Genomic DNA, 20,767 nt, shown 5'->3' with positions numbered 1-20,767 from the left:
GTCAAGGTTTTTTTTGTTTATAATATTTTTATCTGAAAGTTTTATTGATAAATACGCTGATAATCAGAAATATAGTTTTTTAACGAGTTTAATGAACATTCATCGAATAATTTTTTTTAATCTATAAAGCCACAGTATATTTGACCACCATGATTTTAGTAGGTTAAGTTTATGGTAGATTTGGGGCAAAAAGGGTGAAAGTAACATTTCACCTTTTTTATTGGAATAAAGTCAAGGTTTTTTTTGTTTATAATATTTTTATCTGAAAGTTTTATTGATAAATACGCTGATAATCAGAATATAGTTTTTTAACGAGTTTAATGAACATTCATCGAATAATTTTTTTTAATCTATATAGCTAATGTATATTTGACCACCATGATTTTAGTAGGTTAAGTTTATGGTAGATTTGGGGCAAAAAGGGTGAAAGTAACATTTCACCTTTTTTATTGGAATAAAGTCTCGAAAGAGAATAGAAAAGAGAGAATAGAAAAGAGAGATAAAAAAAATAGACGAACAAACCCAAAGTTCATCCGTCTATTCTCTATATTTTGTACTCTATTTTCTCCTAAACTATTTCTCTAAAGCAAAACGTCTTGATACTTCAGTCCAGTTAATAACATTAAAGAAAGCTTCAATATAATCGGGTCTTCTATTTTGATAATTCAAGTAATAAGCATGTTCCCATACATCCATAGCAAGTATCGGAGTACCATCACAACCAACTTCTGGCATCAACGGATTGTCTTGATTTGGAGTTCCACAAACTTCTAGTTTACCCCCTTTTTGCACACATAACCAAGCCCATCCAGAACCAAATTGTGTAGCTCCAGCTTTAGCAAATTTTGCTTTAAATTCTTCAAAAGTACCAAATGAACTTTCAATAGCCTCTAGCAATTCACCAGTTGGTAACCCACCGCCATTTGCAGACATCACAGTCCAAAACAAATTATGATTGTAAAAACCACCACCATTATTACGAACCGCTGCATTCGTTTTATCTAGGTTAATTAAAATGTTCTCGATAGTTTTTCCTTCTAAATCAGTCCCAGCAACCGCTGCATTCAAATTTGTTGTATAAGCATTATGATGTTTAGAATGGTGAATTTCCATCGTACGAGCATCAATATGAGGTTCTAATGCGTCATACGCATAAGGTAATTGTGGTAATTCAAAAGCCATAATATAGTTGTTTAATGATTTATAAATATTTTATTCAAATTTAAACATTTAACTTTGGAATATAAAATTCTATTTTGTTATAATTTCATCAAATAAAATGATAGTTAAATTCGGTTTAAACAAATCCCTGTAATTAGGAGCTATTTCCTGCTATCCGTTGCAATCTTTTCTTTTTTTAAAGAAAAAAAAGAAAAGGATTTCTACTGCTATCAGGGCTAGGGCATCAGGGTTTTCAGGAAGCTTTAGTATATATCAGAAATCTAAAATCGTTAATCAACATTCTAAAATCCAATGGAAAGACCTTCTTTCGCTATATATGACGCTTCCGCAGGTTCCGGAAAAACATACGCTCTTGTCAAAGAATACCTCAAAATCATTCTCACGGCAAATAAGAATGACGCATATCGCAATATCCTAGCCATTACGTTTACCAACAAAGCGGTGCATGAAATGAAAAGCCGAATCGTAGGCAGTTTGTCCGAATTTGCCAAAGACGAACCCAATGCCAAAGCGTTGGATTTAATGAAGGATTTGGCTGTGGATACAGCGCTTTCAATCATTCAGATTAAAACCAAATCACAGCAAATCATCAAACACATTATTCACAATTATGCTGCTTTTGATATTTCGACCATTGATAAATTTACGCATAAAGTGATTCGTGCTTTCGCCCACGATTTGGGGTTGCCCATGACTTTCGAAGTAACTTTGGATACCGAAAACTTATTGATTGAAGCCGTAGATGCAATCATTGCACAAGCAGGAGAAGACGAAACCCTGACCAAATTACTTATCGATTTCACGATGGAAAAAACCGATGATGATAAATCTTGGGACATCTCACGGGAAATTCTAGAAACAGGAAGATTAGTCCTAAATGAAAATAATCGAAACGAGATTGTTCAATTTCACGATAAATCGATAAGTGATTTTATAGCTGTAAAAGAAAAATTAGTTAAAGTATGTGCAGCTTTAGAAAAAGAAAATGCAACCCTTGCCGAAACATCGTTATCATTAATTGAAAAAAATGGAATTGATTTAAAATCATTCTCCAGAGGAACTTTTCCAAATCATCTTCAAAGTATTGCGGATGAAAAGTTCAATCCAAAAAATAAAATGTTTCGCGAGTTCGAAGACATTGCTATTAATAAAACAGCCAAAGACAGAGCTTTAATAGAAAATATCATTCCCGATTTACTAAATACTCTTGCAGAAATTTACAAGAACTTCGAAAAACGGAATTTCTACAAGGCATTCTTAAAAAACATAACCCCTTTATCTTTATTGAATACGGTAAGCAATGAATTGGCCAAAATTCAGAACGAGCAAAACGTACTTTCGATAACGGAGTTCAATGCGATTATTCATCGCGAAATCCAAAACCAACCTGCTCCTTTTATATATGAACGATTGGGAGAACGCTACCGCCACTTTTTTATAGACGAATTTCAAGATACTTCCGAAATGCAATGGCAAAACCTTATTCCGCTCATTGATAATGCGCTTTCGGGTCAAGATGATTCGGGTCAAAAAGGGACATTGATGATTGTTGGCGACCCCAAACAATCCATTTACCGCTGGCGAGGTGGAAAAGCAGAGCAATTTATAGAATTAAGTAAAGACCAAAACCCTTTCAACAATCCCGATAAAAAATTAGAACATTTAGACAAAAATTATAGAAGTTTTTCGAAGGTAATCGAATTCAATAATGATTTCTTTCAATTGTTGTCGTACGAATTTAACAACGCTGATTATAAAGATTTATATGAAAATCACAGCCGTCAGAAGATTAATAATAAAGAAGGTGGCTATGTGAATATTTCTTTTTTGCCCAAAATTGAAGAGCAAGAAAGTGACGATGAAGAGACTCTGGATAAAACGGCACAATATGTTTTAGCGACTTTAAACACCATTCAAAAAGTTATCAACGAAGGATTTGAATTCAAAGACATTGTAATTCTCACTCGAAAAAGAAGTCAAGGAATAGCTATTGCCAATTATTTGACAGAACAAAGCATTCCGCTTTTGTCCTCCGAAACTTTGATGATTCAAAACGCGACCGAAGTTCGGTTGATAATTCACCTATTAAAATATTTAAAAAACAGTTCCGATTTAGAATCAAAAGCCAACGTTTTACAATACTTGGCACAAAACAAACAAAAGGAATTGCCTGTTCACGATTTTATAGCCAAAGGAATGGAATTGAAAGAGGAACTGGCTTTTGAACAATGGTTAGAGAACTGCAATATTGCGCTTTCGTTTCAAAACATTAGGAAAAAATCATTGTACGAAGCAGTTGAAATTATTGTTTCAAAATTCCTAAAGATCAATGAAACTGAAAATTCATCTTCGATAGGAACAGCATATGTTCAGTATTTCCTAGACATTGTTCTCGAACGTGATGTCCGCAATCAAGCGGGTATTTCGGACTTTCTTAATTATTGGGATAAAAATTCAGAGAAATTTAGCATTCCTTCTCCAGAAGGGACAAATGCCGTACGAATTATGACGATTCACAAATCAAAAGGATTAGAATTTCCAGTTGTGATTATGCCATTTGCCGAAGAAGATTACAACAGAAAACCGAAAGATAAATTGTGGCTTAACTCAGAAGAACAAGATTTTGACATGCCAAAAGTGCTGGTGGATAACAGTAGCGCTATTGAAGAATTTGGTTCAGCAGCTTCGGCGGTTTATAATTTAAAGAAGCAAGAAGAATTGTTGGATAATATTAATGTGTTGTATGTGGCTTTGACCCGAGCCGAAGAGCAATTGTATATTATTTCTCAAAATGTTAAGCCAAGGAAGGATGGAGAATATCCGAGTAATATGGCTTCTTTTTTTATAAAATATTTGATTCAGCAAGGGCTTTACGATGAAAATCAATTGGAGTATCCTTTTGGAAATCCTGCAAAGTTGTCTGTCAAAGAAAAACATATAGATACAACAAAGAATATCCCAGTAGTTTTGGAGGTATTGAACCCTAAAAATATAAAAATAGCACAAAAGGAAGCATTAATGTGGGGAACATACCAACAGGAAGCAATTGAATTTGGTAATGTAATTCACGAAATTCTTTCTTTTGTAACCACAAAAAATGATGTAGAACAAGCTATAAATAAAGCCCTTGAAAACGGATTAATTTCGACACTTCAGAAGGAAATTGTTTACAATACGATTATTGAAATCGTAAATCATAAAGATTTAGAAATGCATTTTGCTGAAGGTAACGAGGTTTTGAATGAAAAAACGATTATTCAAAAAGAAGGAGGGACAATAAAACCTGACCGAATAGCGATTAATAAAGAAAGAGAAGTTTTTTTATTGGATTACAAAACGGGGCTTTCTAATGCAAAGTATAAATTTCAATTGGATAATTATCAAATGGCTATTGAGAAGATGGGCTACAAAGTAGTAAAAAAAGCTTTGGTATATATAGGAACCGAAATCGATGTAGTACATTTGTAAAAAATAAATTAATTGTCAAATAATAGAAGTTTGAAGTACTTTTGGGCTCTAAACTTTTAGCTTTTAAATCAAAATAAAATGTACGGTAAAATTCAACAACATTTACAGTCTGAACTTCAAACTATTGAGGAAAACGGAATTTTCAAAAAAGAAAGAATAATTACTTCGCCACAAGGAGCTGAAATTACTATTTCAACAGGAGAAACCGTTTTAAATTTTTGTGCCAATAATTATTTGGGACTTTCTTCACATCCAGAAGTAGTTCAAGCGGCCAAAGACGCTATGGATACACATGGTTTCGGAATGTCATCGGTACGTTTCATTTGCGGAACACAAGATATTCATAAAACTTTAGAAAAAAAGATAGCCGATTTTTACGGAACAGAAGATACTATATTATATGCTGCGGCTTTTGACGCCAATGGAGGTGTTTTTGAACCTTTGTTTGGGGAAAATGACGCCATTATATCGGATAGTTTAAATCATGCTTCTATTATAGACGGTGTTCGTTTGTGTAAAGCAGCTCGTTATCGTTATGAAAATAGCAATATGTACGATTTAGAACAGCAATTAATTAAAGCAAATGAGGCAGGAGCTCGTTTTAAAATAATAGTTACTGACGGTGTTTTCTCAATGGATGGAATTGTAGCGCCATTGGATAAAATATGTGATCTTGCGGATAAGTATGATGCATTGGTAATGGTGGATGAGTGTCATGCAGCTGGTTTTATAGGTGCTACAGGAAAAGGGACTCTCGAAGCCAAAGGTGTAATGGGGCGTGTCGATATTATTACGGGAACTTTAGGAAAAGCACTAGGAGGTGCTATGGGAGGTTATACGACGGCCAAAAAAGAAATTATAGAATTGCTACGTCAACGTTCTAGGCCTTATTTATTCTCCAATTCTTTGGCTCCAGCAATTGTGGGTGCCTCAATTAAGGTTTTTGAATTATTAGAAAAAGACACTTCACTAAGAGATCAATTAGAGTGGAATACCAATTATTTCAAAAAAGGAATGAAGAATGCAGGTTTTGACATTGTAGAAGGAGATTCAGCAATTGTTCCAGTGATGTTATATGATGCAAAATTGGCTCAAAATATGGCCAATGAGTTATTGAAAGAAGGGGTTTATGTAATTGGTTTCTTTTTTCCTGTGGTCCCTAAAGATAAAGCTAGGATTAGAGTGCAATTATCCGCGGCCCATACAAAAGACCATTTGGACAAGGCAATTGAAGCCTTTGTGATTGTAGGTAAGAGACTTGCTGTAATATAATTGTTAAATTTTCTGTTTTGGGATTGTATTATTTAACATTTTATTTTGAAGTTACAGAAATTCATCCTACTTTTGTTTGAAATTAACTAATTGTAATTAAAAAAACAAAGTATGAAACATCTTAACAAACTTTTAGTTGCTGGTATGATGGTGATGGGATTGAGTTCTCAGGCACAAGACAGTAACAATAAATGGGCTATCGGTTTCGGAGTAAACGCGATTGACTACAGATCTAGTGCTGGTGGAGACTTTATGAGTCATTTTGATCAGCCATTTAAAGTAAGTGACAACTGGAACATTCTTCCTTCAGTATCTTACCTAAACGTTTCAAGATATGTGGGTTCTGGTTTTATTGTTGGAGTAACGGGTTCTATCAACCAAGTTGATAAATATGTAATTCCAGTTGCAGGACTTACTCCAGATAAAAATGATTATTTAGCTGTAAATCCTGGAGATTTAATGTACTACGGAGTAGATGCAACTATAACTTATAGTTTCATGTCATTAATTAAATCTAAAGTAATTGAGCCTACGTTAAGCGTTGGTGGAGGTTATACTTTCTTAGGTGACGAAAGTTACGGAACTGTAAATCCTGGTGTTGGATTAAACCTTTGGTTTACAGAAAACGTTGGTCTTTCTTTATTAGGAGTGTACAAAAAATCTTTTGGGGATAGAAATTATCCAGGTGCAATTCAAACTCCAGATGCTCCTTCTTACACTCAATATTCTGCAGGACTTACTTTCAAGTTTGGTGCTAAAGATACTGATGGAGACGGAATCTATGACAAAGATGATGCTTGTCCAGAAGTTGCAGGTTTAAAACAATTCAACGGTTGTCCTGATACTGATGCTGATGGAATCGAAGATTCTAAAGACAGATGTCCTACAATTGCTGGTCCAGCTGAATTCCAAGGATGTCCTGATACAGACGGAGACGGTGTAGCAGATATTGATGACGCTTGTCCTACTGTTGCAGGTTTGAAACAATTTAAAGGTTGTCCAGATACTGATGGAGATGGTGTAACTGATGCTTTAGACAAATGTCCTACTGTTGCAGGTCCTGCTTCAAATGATGGTTGTCCAATTCCTCCAGTTTTAGATGCTGATAAAGATGGTGTTCCAGATTTAGAAGACGCTTGTCCAATTGTAGCTGGTCCTGCTAGCAACAAAGGTTGTCCAGAGGTTACTCAAGAAGTAGTTGAGCAATTAAGAGTTCAAGCTAGATCTATTTTCTTTGTAACAGGTAAATCAACTTTAGATGCTGCTAAACCTGCAACTGCAACTAGTTTGGATGCTATCAAAGAAATTTTGAAAAACTACCCACAAGCTAGATTTGAAGTTAATGGTCATACTGACAATGTTGGTAAACCAGCAATGAACAAAAAACTATCTCAAGCTAGATCTAAAGCTGTAGTTGATGCATTAGTTGCAAGAGGTATTAACCCAGCGAATTTAACTTCAAATGGATATGGTGATACAAAACCAGTTGCTTCTAACAAAACAGCTAAAGGTAGAGCCGAAAACAGAAGAACAGAAGTTATCTATGTTGGTGGACCTTCTGGAATGAAAGTTAACATGAAATAATATTTTTAAATATTTTTAAATTATATTTATTAAAAGCCATTCTTAATTGAATGGCTTTTTTTATATTTATAAAATGACAGACATTTCTTTTTTAGATAAAATTGCAACTGTTATTATAACAGAATACAATAATATATTGGCCGAAACAATAATAGTTTTGCCCAATAAACGCGCCAAAATATTTCTTATTGAAGCATTAAAAAGACAAACAAAAGAGAATATATTTTCGCCAGATATAATAAGTATTGAAGACTTAATTCAAGATATTGCCGGAATAAGAACAATAGACCCTATAGAATTATTATTTGAATTTTATGAAGTATATTTATCCATTACATTAAAAAAGGATCAACAATCTTTTGAACTTTTTGCCAATTGGGCTAAAACACTCTTACAAGATTTTAATGAAATCGATCGCTATTTGTTAGATTCCAATTATGTTTTGTCCTATTTAAAAGATATTGAAGACATCAAAAAATGGGGGATTGAAGTCGAAAATAAAACTAAGTTATTAGAAAACTATATTGATTTTTGGAAATTATTGCCCAATTACTACCAATCTCTTTATGAGCATTTGCTAAAAAAAGGATTTGGATATCAAGGGTTGATTTACAGAGAAGCAGTAAATAAAATACTTGATTTTTCGAAATTAGTTAAAGGAAAACAATTTGTATTTGCTGGTTTTAATGCCTTGAATACTTCTGAAGAAAAAATCATTCAACATCTTATTGCAAATGAACAAGCTAAAATTTATTGGGATGTCGACCAAACATTTCTAAATGATCCCTATCACGATGCAGGTTTATTCGTGAGACGTTTCAAGGAAAGCTGGAAGTATTATAAATCTCATCCTTTTGAATGGATTGTGGATGATTTTTCGAATCCCAAAAACATTCACGTTATTGGTACACCCAAAACTATTGGACAAGCCAAGATTGCAGGTAGTATTATTGAAAAAATCAATAGTAAAAACCCTAATGCCTCATTGGATAAAGTGGCAATTGTATTAGGTGAGGAAAACCTATTGATTCCACTCTTGTATTCTCTTCCAAATTCTGTTGGAGCTTTGAATATTACTATGGGCTATTCGAGTAAAAACAATCCGGCCCAAATTTTGATTGCTAAATTGTTTAAAATGCATACCAATGCATTGTCTAGAAGTAATAGTAGCTATGTTTTTTATTATAAAGACGTATTGGATGTACTAACCCATCCGTTAATTGAACCTTATGCCAATACAACTGCATTGGTTGGAATTATTAATAAAAATAATTACACTTTTATCAGTCATCATAAATTATTGGAGTTAAATGCTAATCCTAGTGATTTATTCTTGCTTGTATTTCAAAAATGGGAGAAAGGATCTATTGCTGTTTTAGAAATAATCTCCAGGTTGTTACTATTGGTTAAAAACAATTTGAGTAATGAGAATGAAGAGGAAAAAATAACCAAATCTTTTGTTTATGCCATTTTTAAAGTAATTAATAAGTTAATTAATTATTATTCTCAACACAAAGAAATTGATACGATTGACACATTACATGCTATTTACAAACAAGTAATTGATCTAGCGGAAGTTTCTTTTGAAGGAGAGCCATTAAATGGATTGCAAATAATGGGTGTTCTCGAAAGTAGAGTATTGGATTTTGAAACCGTTATTATCACTTCTATGAATGAAGGCAAGTTCCCTGCGGGTAAATCGCAAAATTCTTTTATTCCTTATGATGTAAAAAGAGAATTGGGTTTGCCTACTTTTAAAGAGAAAGATGCTATTTATACCTATCACTTTTATCATTTGTTGCAACGAGCCAAAAATATTTATTTATTGTATAATACCGAAAGTGAAGGTTTGGATGCAGGAGAAAAAAGTCGTTTCATAACCCAACTAGAAGTAGAGAAACAACCCAAGCACAATTTAACCCACGAAATTTTCAATGCTGTTTTACCAGAAACGGCGTATCAACCAATGGTGATTCCGAAATCGGAAAAGGTGATGTTGAGGTTAAAAGAAATTGCTGAAAAAGGGTTTTCACCCTCGGCATTGACGAGTTATATACGGAATCCGATTCAGTTTTATTTTCAAAAGATTTTACGAATAAGTGAAGTCGAAGAAGTTGAAGAAAACATTGCGTTGAATACTTTGGGGACTATCATTCACGAAACTTTACGGGTTTTGTATGAACCTTTCGTTGGTAAATTCATTTCTGAAATTGATATTCAAAATTGTATCAAGAAAATTGAATCTGAAGTTTTGATTCAATTTAAAGTAGTTTACAAAGAAGGGGAAATCAAAAAAGGAAGGAACTTATTGGCTTTTGAAGTAGCCAAGCGAAATGTTTTCAATTTCTTGAAAGTCGAATTAGAAAGTATTAAAAATGGAGATGCCATTAAGATTTTGGAACTTGAAAAAACATTTGAAAGAATCGTGCAACATCCAAGTTTGCCTTTTCCAGTTTTGATTAAGGGAAATGTAGACAGAATTGAAGAATGCAACGGTATCATCAGAATCATTGATTACAAAACGGGTAAAGTGGAGAAATCCAGTGTTTCGCTTAAATCTTGGAAAGGATTAACGGATGATATTAAAAATGACAAAATCATTCAGGTTCTAGCATACGCCTATATGTATGAAGGAAACGCTAATGGAAAACCTATTGAGGCCGGAATTATTTCGTTTAAAAATCTTAAATCTGGTTTCTTGCCTTTTAATATCAAAGAAGAAAAAGAGAGTGTTTCTATTATTAACCAAGAAATCCAATCCAATTATTTGGAGCAAATTGTTTTGTTGTTGAATGAAATATTGGATGTAACAATTCCTTTTGAGGAGAAAATATTATAAAGGAATGCGCAAAAAATGGAGCAACTTATTTGAGTTTTTTAAAAGCACTATTGCTATAAATCTTTCTGTGAGTTTTGTTGCTCTTCTTTTTGGGGGATTAATAGCTTTCAATTATTCGGTTCTCAGTTTTGGTTTTGTTTTAAGTTTATTTTTCAAAGAAGTTAATGCTAAAAACGAATATGTGTTTTATTTTAATAATCAGATTTCCAGAATACAGCTTTGGGTTTATTCCTGGTGTTTTACTTTTGCTTTTTTAATTATTTCTGTTTGTTTTTTTAATGCAATAAATAAGTTGTTTTGAAATATCACCTATTAGAAATTGACAGCGTTCAGAAATCTTTTGGCAACAAAAACATATTGTCGGATGTTTATTTAAAATTCGAAACAAAAGACGTTATTGGTCTTCTTGGCAGAAACGGTTCGGGTAAGTCAACTTTGCTAAAAATTATTTTTGGAATTGAGTCTGCCGATTTTAAATTTGTTAGAATTGATGGCTGTGTAAAATCCAAAACCAAAGATTTGTTTGGCGATATTAGTTATTTGCCTCAGGTTAATTTTTTACCGAATTTGTTTTCAGTAAAAAAAGCGATACAACTTTCCATATCAAAGGAAAAGATTTCAGCGTTTTATGGTGATGAAATGATTTTCACAATGTTAGACAAGAAAATTGCCCATTTGTCAGGTGGTGAATTACGATATTTAGAAATTAAAATCATTCTCAACAATTCTTCAAAATTTGTTTTATTAGATGAGCCTTACAATGGTTTATCTCCTTTGATGGTTGAGAAGGTAAATGAATTAATAGTAGAAAATTCTATGAATAAAGGGATTATTATTTCGGATCACAATTATGAAAACGTAATCAAAGTGTCAAACAAATTAGTTTTACTAAAAGAGGGTAAGGCACATCATCTAGTTTGTAAAGAAGAATTGATAGAGAAAGGATATTTGAAAGAAGGAATGCTTTAAATTTTTTTTAAAAACTTAGCTAAAACAGTTAGTAATTCGGCTTGATTTTCAATAGAACTCATGTGACCATCTTCAAAAGTGACCAATTCAACATCAGTTCCTTTTATTTGTTCGAGGTTTTCTTCGTAATTGAGAACGGGGTCTTTTTTTCCTAGAATCAATAATTTTGGGTAGGTTGTGGTGTGTAAAAGAAATTCCCGATCTTTTCGAACTTTCATTCCTTCCAATGAGGCTACAATTCCTTGCAAAGAGGTTTGTAGAGCCTGAATTTTTACTTGTTCAATTTCTTTGATAAGGATTTCTCGGTTCTCTTCGCTGAACAAATTGGCAATCGATAATCTGATGAAAGTTTCGTAATCTTTCTTAACTGCTTTGATCGCTCGGTCTCTGTTTTTCTTTCTTTCGGGACTGTCTTCTTTGGAAGTAGAGTTGAGCAATACCAATCCTTTCATTTTTTCGGGATACAATTCGGCGAAAGCCAAAGCGACATAACCGCCCATAGAATGTCCAACAAGAATGGCTTTTCGAATTCGTAATTTGGATAAAACCTCATGAACGACATCGGCGTTTTCTTCCATGGTTTGTATGTAACCCAAACTTTCGGTTTTGCCGTGTCCCAATAAATCGATGGTTATAATTCGGTTTCTTTTGCTTAATTCGGTAACATAAGCATCCCACATGGTTTTGTTTTCCAAAAAACCGTGCAGAAAGACTAAGGCAGTTCCTTTTCCAAAATCGGAATACGAAATTTGTGTGTTTTTGTAGAGAAGTGTTTCCAAAAGAGTGAAGATTATGTTGAAAGATTACAATTGCAAAATTAAATTTTTAAATTCCTAAATGCTACATTTGAGGAAAGCATTTTATAAATTATGAATAGACTTGTAATTATTGGGAACGGTTTTGATTTGGCTCATGGATTGCCAACTTCATATAAAGATTTTATTGATGATTATTGGAAAAATGTTTTGGTAGAACTTTCGAAAACTAACAAATCTGAAGATGGTTTTTTAACAATTGATATTTCAAGAGCCAGTAATAATTTTGAGGTTCAAGAAGATTGGAATAAAGTTGTTAATAATTTTGAATCTATAAATTTTTTTGTTCGTAAACATGAAAAGTACTGTTCTTTAAATATTGCTAATAATTTTTTTAAAACAATTAATAATAAGTTAGATATTGAAAATTGGGTGGACATTGAAAATATTTATTATGTTATTTTAAAGGAAAAAGTTAAAGGTAATCACAATAATTATCCTTGGGATGTTAACCAATTAAACTTAGAATTTGAACAAATCAAAAATCTACTAGAAAAATATTTGAATGAAAAAGTAGTTGAAAAATACAAATTAGATTTTACCAATTATGAAAATAATGGTTGGGATAAGTTTTACAATGCACTAAAGCCAATATCATTATTTAGTAATGAAAACAATATTTTGAAAGAGTTTATTAAAGCTGAAGATGTCGATGAAATAAAGGAACATTTCGAAGAAGAGAGAGAGGAAGAATTAGCAAATAATCTATATTTTCTTAATTTTAATTATACACCAATAGCAAGTATTTATTCTGAAATATTTCAAAAAGATGATAGGATTGAAAGCGAAGTGAATTTTATTCATGGAGAGTTAAAAAACGTCAGCAATAACAAAGTGAATTTTGGTTTTGGAGACGAAATGGATGAGGATTATAAATTAATTGAAAATATAGATGACAATGAATATTTGAAGAATTTTAAATCTTTTAAGTACCTTCAAAATTCAAATTATAATGATTTACTAAGGTATATTGATAGTGAAAAATTTCAAGTCCTGATTATGGGACACTCTTGTGGTTTGTCCGATCGGACTTTATTGAATACTATTTTTGAACATAATAATTGTCGTTCGATTAAAGTATTTTATCATGAGAGAAGAGACGAGAATGGTAAAGTAATTAATGATAATTATACAGAAATCACTCAAAATATTTCACGCCATTTCAATAAGAAAAAATTAATGAGAGAAAAAATAGTGAACAAAACACTTTGTCAACCCTTGCCTCAAATTCAACTTCCCTTAAAATAAAAACGGCTCCCATTTCTGAAAGCCGTTCATATTAAATTTATAAAAGTTTAAAAACGATTATCGCCATCCAAAAGATTTCCCAGTCCGCCTAGTAAACTTCCTTCTTCGCGACTGTTTCCGCCAGCTCTCGGTGCAGATGCAATGATTCTATCGGCCAATCTACTGAAAGGCAATGACTGAATGTATACTGTTCCTGGTCCTTTCAAGGTAGCGTAAAACAAACCTTCCCCACCAAAAATAGAGTTTTTGATTCCGCCTATAAATTCAATATCATAATCAACATCTTTGGTAAATCCAATGATACAGCCAGTATCTACTTTTAAGACTTCGCCAGGAGCTAATTCTTTTTTTGCCATTGTTCCGCCAGAATGAACGAATGCCATTCCGTCTCCTTCTATTTTTTGCATGATGAAACCTTCGCCTCCAAAAAGACCGCGACCGAGTTTCTGAGAGAATTCTATGCCAACCGAAACGCCTTTGGCAGCGCATAGAAACGAACTCTTTTGGCAGATAAATTTCCCTTGAAATTGTGTTAAATCAATCGGAAGAATTTTTCCGGGATAAGGAGAAGCAAACGAAACCTTGCTTTTGGTATTGCCTTGGTTTAAAAATGCCGTCATGAATAAGCTTTCGCCTGTGAGGACTCTTTTTCCGGCATTCAAAAGTTTGCCAAACAAACCTGAACCTGATTGTTGTGCAGAACCATCACCAAATATGGTTTCCATTTGAATATTGTTTTCCATCATCATAAAGCTACCAGCTTCGGCAATTACGATTTCTTGTGGATCTAGTTCTATTTCGACATACTGCATTTCTTCACCAAAAATCTGGTAATCTATTTCGTGTGCTTGCATGATTTCTAGTGTTTTAATTTTTTAGATGAGTCGAATTTGAGTTTAGTATGTTACAATAGAAAAGGAAAATTTTTTTGTCACGTCCGATTAATTTTTGTATTTGTTCTATAATAAAAAAAGCACGAAGAAATGAGGGTTTCTCCGTGCTTTTAAAATGGCTTTTTTAAATTAAAATTGAGCTACCTCGGTAGAATCTTTCATAGCTGTTGTTGAAGATTTTCCTGTGGTTACAGTATTTTGAACAGCGTCAAAATAAGATGTACCAACAAAACCTTGGTGTTTTACAGCTTTGAAACCGTGTTTTTGCAAGGCAAATTCTCTTTCTTGTAATTCAGAGTATCCTGCCATTCCTCTTTCTTTGTAGGCTTTAGACAATTCGAACATACTAGTGTTCAATGCGTGGAATCCAGCCAAAGTGATGAATTGGAATTTGTATCCCATAGCGGCCAAATCTTCTCTGAATGTTTCCATCTCTGCTACTGATAATTTTGCAGCCCAGTTGAAAGAAGGTGAACAATTGTAAGCCAACATTTTGCCTGGATATTTTGCATGAATCGCATCTGCAAAGCGTTTTGCATAGGCCAAATCTGGGTTGCTGGTTTCCATCCAAATCAAATCAGCATAAGGAGCATAGCTCAATCCGCGGTCAATTCCTTGCTCAACTCCACAGTTCACGTAAAAGAATCCTTCGGCAGTTTTTTCTCCTGTGATGAATTTGGTGTCTCTTGGATCGATATCACTTGTTAGTAAATTGGCAGCATCGGCATCTGTTCTAGCAACTACCAATGTTGGAGTTCCCATAACATCCGCAGCCAAACGCGCAGCGATTAACTTGTTGATTGCTTCTTGAGTAGGTACCAAAACTTTTCCGCCTAAATGTCCACATTTTTTAGCTGAACTCAATTGATCTTCGAAGTGAACACCCGCAGCTCCAGCTTCGATCATTGATTTCATCAATTCAAATGCATTTAGATTTCCTCCAAAGCCAGCTTCGGCATCGGCAACGATAGGTACAAGATAATCTTTTTTGTCAGCAGTTCCATTCACCACTTGTATTTGATCGGCACGTAAAAGTGCGTTGTTGATTCTTTTTACTACCAAAGGAACGCTATTGGCTGGATACAAGGATTGGTCAGGGTACATTTCTCCTGCTACATTAGCATCAGCAGCTACTTGCCATCCGCTTAAATAAATCGCTTCAAGTCCAGCTTCAACTTCTTGAATGGCTTGGTTTCCAGTAAGGGCACCCAATCCAGCAACGAAATCTTGAGAATTAAGTCTATCCCAAAGTTTGTTTGCCCCAATTTTGGCTACACTATGCTCAATTTGGTATGAACCTTGTAGTTTTACTACTTCTTCGGCAGTATATGGACGTTCGATGCCTTTCCATCTTGGGTTTGTAATCCAGTCAGCAATTAATTCTTGAATTCTTGTTTCTGTGGTCTTCATGGTGTTTTAAGTTTAATAGATTTTGTTTATAATTTTGTTGTTTTTTTATTATTTGAATAATGAAGTAGTCTTTACTTTTTATATTGCTAAAGATATTTATACCCAATTAAAGTTAAAAATTCTATGAAATTGTCATTTACTACTAAAGTATCTAATAGTTGTTCTGCCAAATGATAATTTTTTTTCTCATGGTTTTCATCTCCAACTATTTTTTTAATTTTTTCAAATTCTTCCATAGCCACACGATGGTAATAATCTTCAGTCAAAGTTTTCCCATTATCTAAAATCACTTCGTTTTGTAGCCATTGCCACAATTGAGATCTAGATATTTCTGCTGTTGCTGCATCTTCCATCAAATGGTGTAAAGCAGCCGCACCTTGTCCATTCAGCCATGATGCTATATAAAGAACTGAAATACTGATGTTTTTTCGAACACCTTCTTCAGTGATAGTGCCTTTTGGTACAGCTAATAAATCCTCTGCAATAACGTTTACATCCTCTCTTGTTATAAATATTTGATTTGGAGTAGGCATGTATTTATCGAAAACGGATTTTGCTAAAGGCACCAAATCGGGATGCGCTACCCAAGTACCGTCGTGTCCGTTCTGAACTTCTCTTCGTTTATCAGTAACTACTTTGTCAAACGCAATGTTATTAGCTTCTTCGTTATTCTTGATGGGAATTTGAGCTGCCATTCCGCCTATTGCATGGATGTTACGTTTGTGGCATCGTTGAATTACCAATTGTGAATAGGCGCTCATAAATGGTGTGTTCATTGTTACTTGATCGCGATTCGGAACGATGTACGTTTTGTTTTTTCTTAGTTTTTTTATGAAAGAAAAAATATAATCCCAACGGCCACAATTCAATCCTACTATATGATCTCTTAATTCAAAAATGATCTCGTCCAATTGAAAACTTGCGGTAATTGTTTCGATCAAAACGGTTGCTTTGAAAGTTCCGTTTTGTTCGCCTAAGTATTCTTGTGCAAATTCGAAAACTTCATTCCACCATCTTGCTTCAAGATAATGTTCCAACTTTGGTAAGTAGAAATAGGGAGCCGTTCCGTTTTTAAATAATTCCTCATGATTGTGAAAAGCATATAGTCCAAAGTCGAGTAAAGAACCTGATGTTTCTTGACCATCGATTAATATGTTTTTTTCATTCAAATGCAAACCTCTTGGTCTTACAATTAAAACAGCTGTTTTTTCATTAAGTGCGTATTTTTTATTTTTTGTAGTGTCTTCCAGAGTTATGGTTTTGTTTACTGCATCAATCAGATTTTTTTGACCTTCCATTAAGTTACTCCATGTAGGAGAGGTGCTATCCTCAAAATCGGCCATAAAAGTATTGGCTCCAGAATTAAGTGCATTGATGACCATTTTGCGATCTACAGGTCCAGTAATTTCGACCCTTCTGTCTAATAAGTCTCTTGGAGTAGTTGCAGTAACCCAATTACTATCTCTAATCATTCTAGTTTCAGCAGGGAAAGATGGTAAAGCTCCAGCATCAAAAAGGACTTGTTGTTTTTTGCGGTCTTCTAATAACGAAAGTCTTCTGTTATTAAATTTTCGATGCAATTCAGTTAAAAACTCCATGGCATTATCCGTCAATATTTCTGGATACTGCTCTGTGATTCCATTTGTAATTTGGAATTTTTGTTCGGTGGTTTCGGTTTGGTTTTTCATAGCTCAATCATTTTGATATTGCAATACTACAAAAAGTTTTTTACAAAACAAGCGAACGTTCGCAAAAAATGAAAAATAATTTTTTTATGGTTTGAATTTTTTTAGTTTATCTTTGATTTTATGAACGTAGAAAAGGAATATATCAAGCTAATATTTGGGCTTAAACTCAAGCAGGCTAGGACAAACAAAGATTTGTCATTATTTGGTTTAGCCAAAATAACGGAGCTCTCCAAATCGTATTTGAACGAGATAGAAAAAGGAAAGAAATATCCGAAAACAGACAAAATCATTCTTTTGGCGGAGAAATTGGAAGTGACATACGACAACATGGTGTCTTTGAAACTGGATAATAATCTTGCTCCGATAGGTGAAATATTAAAATCGGGAATTTTGAAAGAGATTCCGCTAGACCTTTTTGGGATCCAAGAGGCAGATTTAATTGATATTATTGCCAATGCTCCTGCTAAGGTCAATGCCTTTATTAGTACTATTATCGAAATTGCACAGCATTATAATTTAACCCGAGAAAGTTTTTTCTTGGCTTCCTTGCGTTCGTATCAAGAAGCGCATAATAATTATTTTGAAGATCTTGAAGAAAAAGTATTATTGTTCTGCAAAGCTTTTCACATTAATATTGACGCAAATATATCTATAGAAGAGTTGTCTGCTGTTTTAATTGAGGAATATGGTTATACAATTAAGGAAATTGTTTTCTCAGAACAAGACGAGTTGGGTGATTTACGATCTATTTTTGTTCCAAAAAGCAAAACATTATTGCTTTCAATAGGGATTGATTCTTCTCAGAAAGCGTTTATTTTAGCTAAAGAAATTGCCTATAATTATTTGGAAATTACCGAAAGGTTGTTCACTTTTAGTTGGATAAAATTTGAAAATTTTGATCAGGTTCTTAATAATTTTTACGCCTCTTATTTTGCTGGAGCCTTATTATTACCAAGACAACATTTGATAGACGAATTAGATTCCTTTTTATCAAATAGCAATCCAAAACCACAAGAGATGGTCAAACTAATGGGGAAATTCAATGTTTCTCCTGAGTCATTTTACCAAAGATTGACAAATATTCTGCCAAAAGATTTTCAAATAAAAAACCTCTTTTTTCTTCGGTTGTCTCACGAAATTGGAGCAGACACGTATCAAATCAAAAAAGAGTTACACATTACCAATCAGCAGGAGCCACATGCCAATGAAATGAACGAGCATTATTGCAGAAGATGGGTTTCTATAAAAACCATTGTAGAGTCCTTGAAGCAAAAAAAAGAACATTTTTTTGACGCTCAGATTTCGCGCTATGAAAACAGTAATAATGAATATCTTGTTTTTTCATCAGCTACGCCTGATCCTTTCAAGAAAAATTGCTTGAGAAGTATTTCGGTTGGGATATTAATAACACCTTCGGTTAAGAAGAAATTTAAGTTTATTGAAGGTGATGCGGTTCAAAAACAATTGGTCGGAGTAACTTGTGAAACCTGTTCTGTTAAAGATTGTATGGAAAGAGCCTCGCCTCCGATTCATCTGAATCAAAAACTTAGAAATGAAAAGACTGATGCTACTGTTCAGGATTATATGTCTAAGTATAGTTGAGATAAAATGATTGCTGATTTTTGATTAACGATTTTGACACTAACTATAGCGCAAAGACATAAAATTAATGCTTTCTTGCTATTTTTTCTATATCTAGTTCTCGCAAAGACTCTAAGGCGCGAAGAAAATAGTTCTGAACTTTGCGCCTTAGCGTCTTTGCGAGAAATAACAAAGCTTAATCCTTAATGGCATTGAGCGGTACCAAAATGTAGAAGCATCTCAGATGTTAGAGATCCGAAAAATATACGGGGCTTTATTTGCTATTGCAAAATCTTAAATCAAAATTCATTAATCTCCAATCTAAAATCTCTTAACGTTAATCAGCCCATTTGTAATAACGAGCCCCAATTAAATTTGGAATTTCTGTTTCTATTCGATCCAAAACCCATTCATTTTTAGGTTCTTTTGCACTTTGTTTTTGTTCCTTTTTGTGTAACTTTTCATAAGTATCAAAATCAATTTCAAAACTTTTTTCCAATGTTTCAAAAAGGGAAATATTAGCTAGTCCCGATTTCCATTCGGGTTGAATGGTGCCTTCAAATACTTTAGATTTAGAACCACTTCCGTAAGCAAGAAATCCGAATTTGGTATTGGTTATTTCTTTATTTGTATCATAAAAATGTGCCAAAGTAGAAAGTAATCCCATAAAGATAGAGCCGGTATATAAGTTTCCAATTAAGGAGGAAGCCAATTCTGCGGGTAGTAATTTTTTGGTCACAAATGTTTGATAATCTTCAGATTTACTGATTTCTTTTAATTTGTTTTGGTATTCTGAGGGGGTTTCTTCTCCTGTAAGAATCAAAGTTGAAGCATCCAAGGCATATATTTCAGACAGCATTCTTCTCCCTTGAAAAGCATAAGGTAAATGCATTACAATACTTTTCCAAGATTCATAAATTGTTCCTTGAGTGTTTTTTAGTTTTTTGAATGAAAAATAAGCCTCTTTTGTTCGATCCATATAACATTGGTTCGAATATTGACCATCAAAAACAGGTTGGTCTTTGTGGATTTCAATTTCACTTTCTAAATTGTCAAACCAAGATTCGTTGGTAGTGTTTCCAGTAATTTCTGTTTTTGAAAGTGTGCGATAAGGCTTGAAAAAGTCAAAAACTCCTTTCGTGCTTACTCCCCAATGATTTTCAAAAGTAATAATCCTTGGATTTGTAGAAATTAACATCGCCAAAGCTCCAGCTCCTTGAGTATATTCGCCAGTAGAATTTAAGTCGTATTTGGCAAAATCGGTGGTGACTACTATTGCTTTTTTGGTTGGATTAAGTTGAACAAAGTCCAAACAGTTTTGCATGGCATCAACACCGCCAATACAGGCAAAAGTAAAATCGACTACATCGCATTCGGATAAAGTATGTTCTCCGAATTTTTGTTCCATTAGAGAAATTAAGAAAGAGCTTATGGGTTTGGAACTGTCAATTGCACTTTCGGTTCCAACATAAATTCTTGCAATTTCATTTAGGTTTACATTATTGTCTTGAATTAATTTAGTCAAAGCATTGGCTCCAAACACCACTGTGTCTTGATGTACGTCGGGCAAAGTCATTTTTAATAAACCTAATCCTTTTTCTAGTTTTTCGGGTTCTATCTTTCTAGCAAGTGCTAATGTTTTTATGGGTAAGTGTAATTTGGCAACATCAAAAGCTATAGCGTCAATTCCGATTTTCATTTCCAATTTTTTTAAGCAAAATTATGACTCCAAATTAGAATTTCAATTTTTTTAGATACACAAAAAAGGTGTTTTTTGTGTTTTTGTTTAATTATAAAAAATGCAATTGCAAAATCGAT

13 protein-coding genes are annotated in these 20,767 nt (G+C 33.5%); 7 read left to right on the top strand and 6 right to left on the bottom strand.

Going from position 1 to position 20,767, the window contains the following annotated elements; genetic code table 11:
* Positions 1–573 precede the first annotated feature (573 nt).
* Positions 574–1,182: a superoxide dismutase gene (locus tag AC8GF4_RS15830; protein ID WP_506595979.1), complete on the bottom strand. Its 609-nt coding sequence runs from the start codon at positions 1,180–1,182 to the stop codon at positions 574–576.
* 291 nt (positions 1,183–1,473) lie between these two features.
* On the opposite strand from AC8GF4_RS15830, the gene AC8GF4_RS15825 reads away from it, so the two are divergent.
* From AC8GF4_RS15825 to AC8GF4_RS15805, 5 genes are all read left to right on the top strand, one after another.
* The gene (locus AC8GF4_RS15825) at positions 1,474–4,650 is read left to right on the top strand and encodes a UvrD-helicase domain-containing protein (RefSeq protein WP_506595977.1); all 3,177 of its coding nucleotides are present in this window, start codon (positions 1,474–1,476) and stop codon (positions 4,648–4,650) included.
* 78 nt (positions 4,651–4,728) lie between these two features.
* The gene (gene kbl / locus AC8GF4_RS15820) at positions 4,729–5,922 is read left to right on the top strand and encodes a glycine C-acetyltransferase (RefSeq protein ID WP_506595975.1); all 1,194 of its coding nucleotides are present in this window, start codon (positions 4,729–4,731) and stop codon (positions 5,920–5,922) included.
* 111 nt (positions 5,923–6,033) lie between these two features.
* Positions 6,034–7,506: an OmpA family protein gene (locus AC8GF4_RS15815; RefSeq protein WP_506595973.1), complete on the top strand. Its 1,473-nt coding sequence runs from the start codon at positions 6,034–6,036 to the stop codon at positions 7,504–7,506.
* 73 nt (positions 7,507–7,579) lie between these two features.
* Complete coding sequence (locus AC8GF4_RS15810) at positions 7,580–10,345, top strand: PD-(D/E)XK nuclease family protein (protein ID WP_506595971.1); 2,766 nt, start codon at positions 7,580–7,582, stop codon at positions 10,343–10,345.
* A 297-nt stretch (positions 10,346–10,642) separates the two neighbouring features.
* Positions 10,643–11,314 (top strand): ATP-binding cassette domain-containing protein, encoded by a 672-nt coding sequence (locus tag AC8GF4_RS15805; RefSeq protein WP_506595969.1) that lies wholly within the window; start codon positions 10,643–10,645, stop codon positions 11,312–11,314.
* On the opposite strand, the gene AC8GF4_RS15800 is transcribed toward AC8GF4_RS15805, so the two are convergent.
* Positions 11,311–12,093 (bottom strand): alpha/beta fold hydrolase, encoded by a 783-nt coding sequence (locus AC8GF4_RS15800; protein ID WP_506595967.1) that lies wholly within the window; start codon positions 12,091–12,093, stop codon positions 11,311–11,313. The two genes, AC8GF4_RS15805 and AC8GF4_RS15800, sit on opposite strands and share 4 nt — an antisense overlap.
* 90 nt (positions 12,094–12,183) lie before the next feature.
* On the opposite strand from AC8GF4_RS15800, the gene AC8GF4_RS15795 reads away from it, so the two are divergent.
* On the top strand, positions 12,184–13,377 hold the full coding sequence (locus AC8GF4_RS15795) for an AbiH family protein (protein WP_506595965.1): 1,194 nt from the start codon (positions 12,184–12,186) through the stop codon (positions 13,375–13,377).
* 47 nt (positions 13,378–13,424) lie between these two features.
* On the opposite strand, the gene AC8GF4_RS15790 is transcribed toward AC8GF4_RS15795, so the two are convergent.
* From AC8GF4_RS15790 to aceB, 3 genes are all read right to left on the bottom strand, one after another.
* Positions 13,425–14,231, bottom strand: coding sequence for a TIGR00266 family protein (locus AC8GF4_RS15790; protein ID WP_506595963.1), 807 nt, complete (start codon positions 14,229–14,231; stop codon positions 13,425–13,427).
* Positions 14,232–14,399: 168 nt separating this feature from the next.
* Positions 14,400–15,680 carry an isocitrate lyase gene (gene aceA / locus AC8GF4_RS15785; RefSeq protein WP_506595962.1) on the bottom strand — a complete coding sequence of 427 codons (1,281 nt, stop codon included), beginning with the start codon at positions 15,678–15,680 and terminating at the stop codon, positions 14,400–14,402.
* 86 nt (positions 15,681–15,766) lie between these two features.
* Positions 15,767–17,368 (bottom strand): malate synthase A, encoded by a 1,602-nt coding sequence (gene aceB / locus AC8GF4_RS15780; RefSeq protein ID WP_506595961.1) that lies wholly within the window; start codon positions 17,366–17,368, stop codon positions 15,767–15,769.
* Positions 17,369–17,488: 120 nt separating this feature from the next.
* Here aceB and AC8GF4_RS15775 point away from each other — a divergent pair, with 120 nt between their 5' ends.
* Entirely contained in the window at positions 17,489–18,970 is a 1,482-nt protein-coding gene (locus AC8GF4_RS15775; RefSeq protein ID WP_506595959.1) for a helix-turn-helix domain-containing protein, read from the top strand.
* A 316-nt stretch (positions 18,971–19,286) separates the two neighbouring features.
* Here AC8GF4_RS15775 and AC8GF4_RS15770 read toward each other — a convergent pair whose 3' ends face one another.
* The gene (locus AC8GF4_RS15770; RefSeq protein WP_506595957.1) at positions 19,287–20,648 is read right to left on the bottom strand and encodes a hydroxymethylglutaryl-CoA synthase family protein; all 1,362 of its coding nucleotides are present in this window, start codon (positions 20,646–20,648) and stop codon (positions 19,287–19,289) included.
* Positions 20,649–20,767: the final 119 nt, after the last annotated feature.

This window comes from Flavobacterium rarum (SeqCode), assembly GCF_965234445.1.
GTDB classification, from domain to species: domain Bacteria; phylum Bacteroidota; class Bacteroidia; order Flavobacteriales; family Flavobacteriaceae; genus Flavobacterium; species Flavobacterium rarum.
This window is presented reverse-complemented; position numbering and strand designations above follow the sequence as displayed.

Bases quoted from the DNA above. Each gene is read 5' to 3' on its own strand.
- AC8GF4_RS15825 (WP_506595977.1), top strand. From the start codon at position 1,474: ATGGAAAGACCTTCTTTCGCTATATATGACGCTTCCGCAGGTTCCGGA.
- AC8GF4_RS15810 (WP_506595971.1), top strand. From the start codon at position 7,580: ATGACAGACATTTCTTTTTTAGATAAAATTGCAACTGTTATTATAACA.
- AC8GF4_RS15770 (WP_506595957.1), bottom strand. From the start codon at position 20,648: ATGAAAATCGGAATTGACGCTATAGCTTTTGATGTTGCCAAATTACAC.
- aceB (WP_506595961.1), bottom strand. From the start codon at position 17,368: ATGAAAAACCAAACCGAAACCACCGAACAAAAATTCCAAATTACAAAT.
- AC8GF4_RS15815 (WP_506595973.1), top strand. From the start codon at position 6,034: ATGAAACATCTTAACAAACTTTTAGTTGCTGGTATGATGGTGATGGGA.
- aceA (WP_506595962.1), bottom strand. From the start codon at position 15,680: ATGAAGACCACAGAAACAAGAATTCAAGAATTAATTGCTGACTGGATT.
- AC8GF4_RS15790 (WP_506595963.1), bottom strand. From the start codon at position 14,231: ATGCAAGCACACGAAATAGATTACCAGATTTTTGGTGAAGAAATGCAG.
- AC8GF4_RS15795 (WP_506595965.1), top strand. From the start codon at position 12,184: ATGAATAGACTTGTAATTATTGGGAACGGTTTTGATTTGGCTCATGGA.
- AC8GF4_RS15775 (WP_506595959.1), top strand. From the start codon at position 17,489: ATGAACGTAGAAAAGGAATATATCAAGCTAATATTTGGGCTTAAACTC.
- kbl (WP_506595975.1), top strand. From the start codon at position 4,729: ATGTACGGTAAAATTCAACAACATTTACAGTCTGAACTTCAAACTATT.
- AC8GF4_RS15830 (WP_506595979.1), bottom strand. From the start codon at position 1,182: ATGGCTTTTGAATTACCACAATTACCTTATGCGTATGACGCATTAGAA.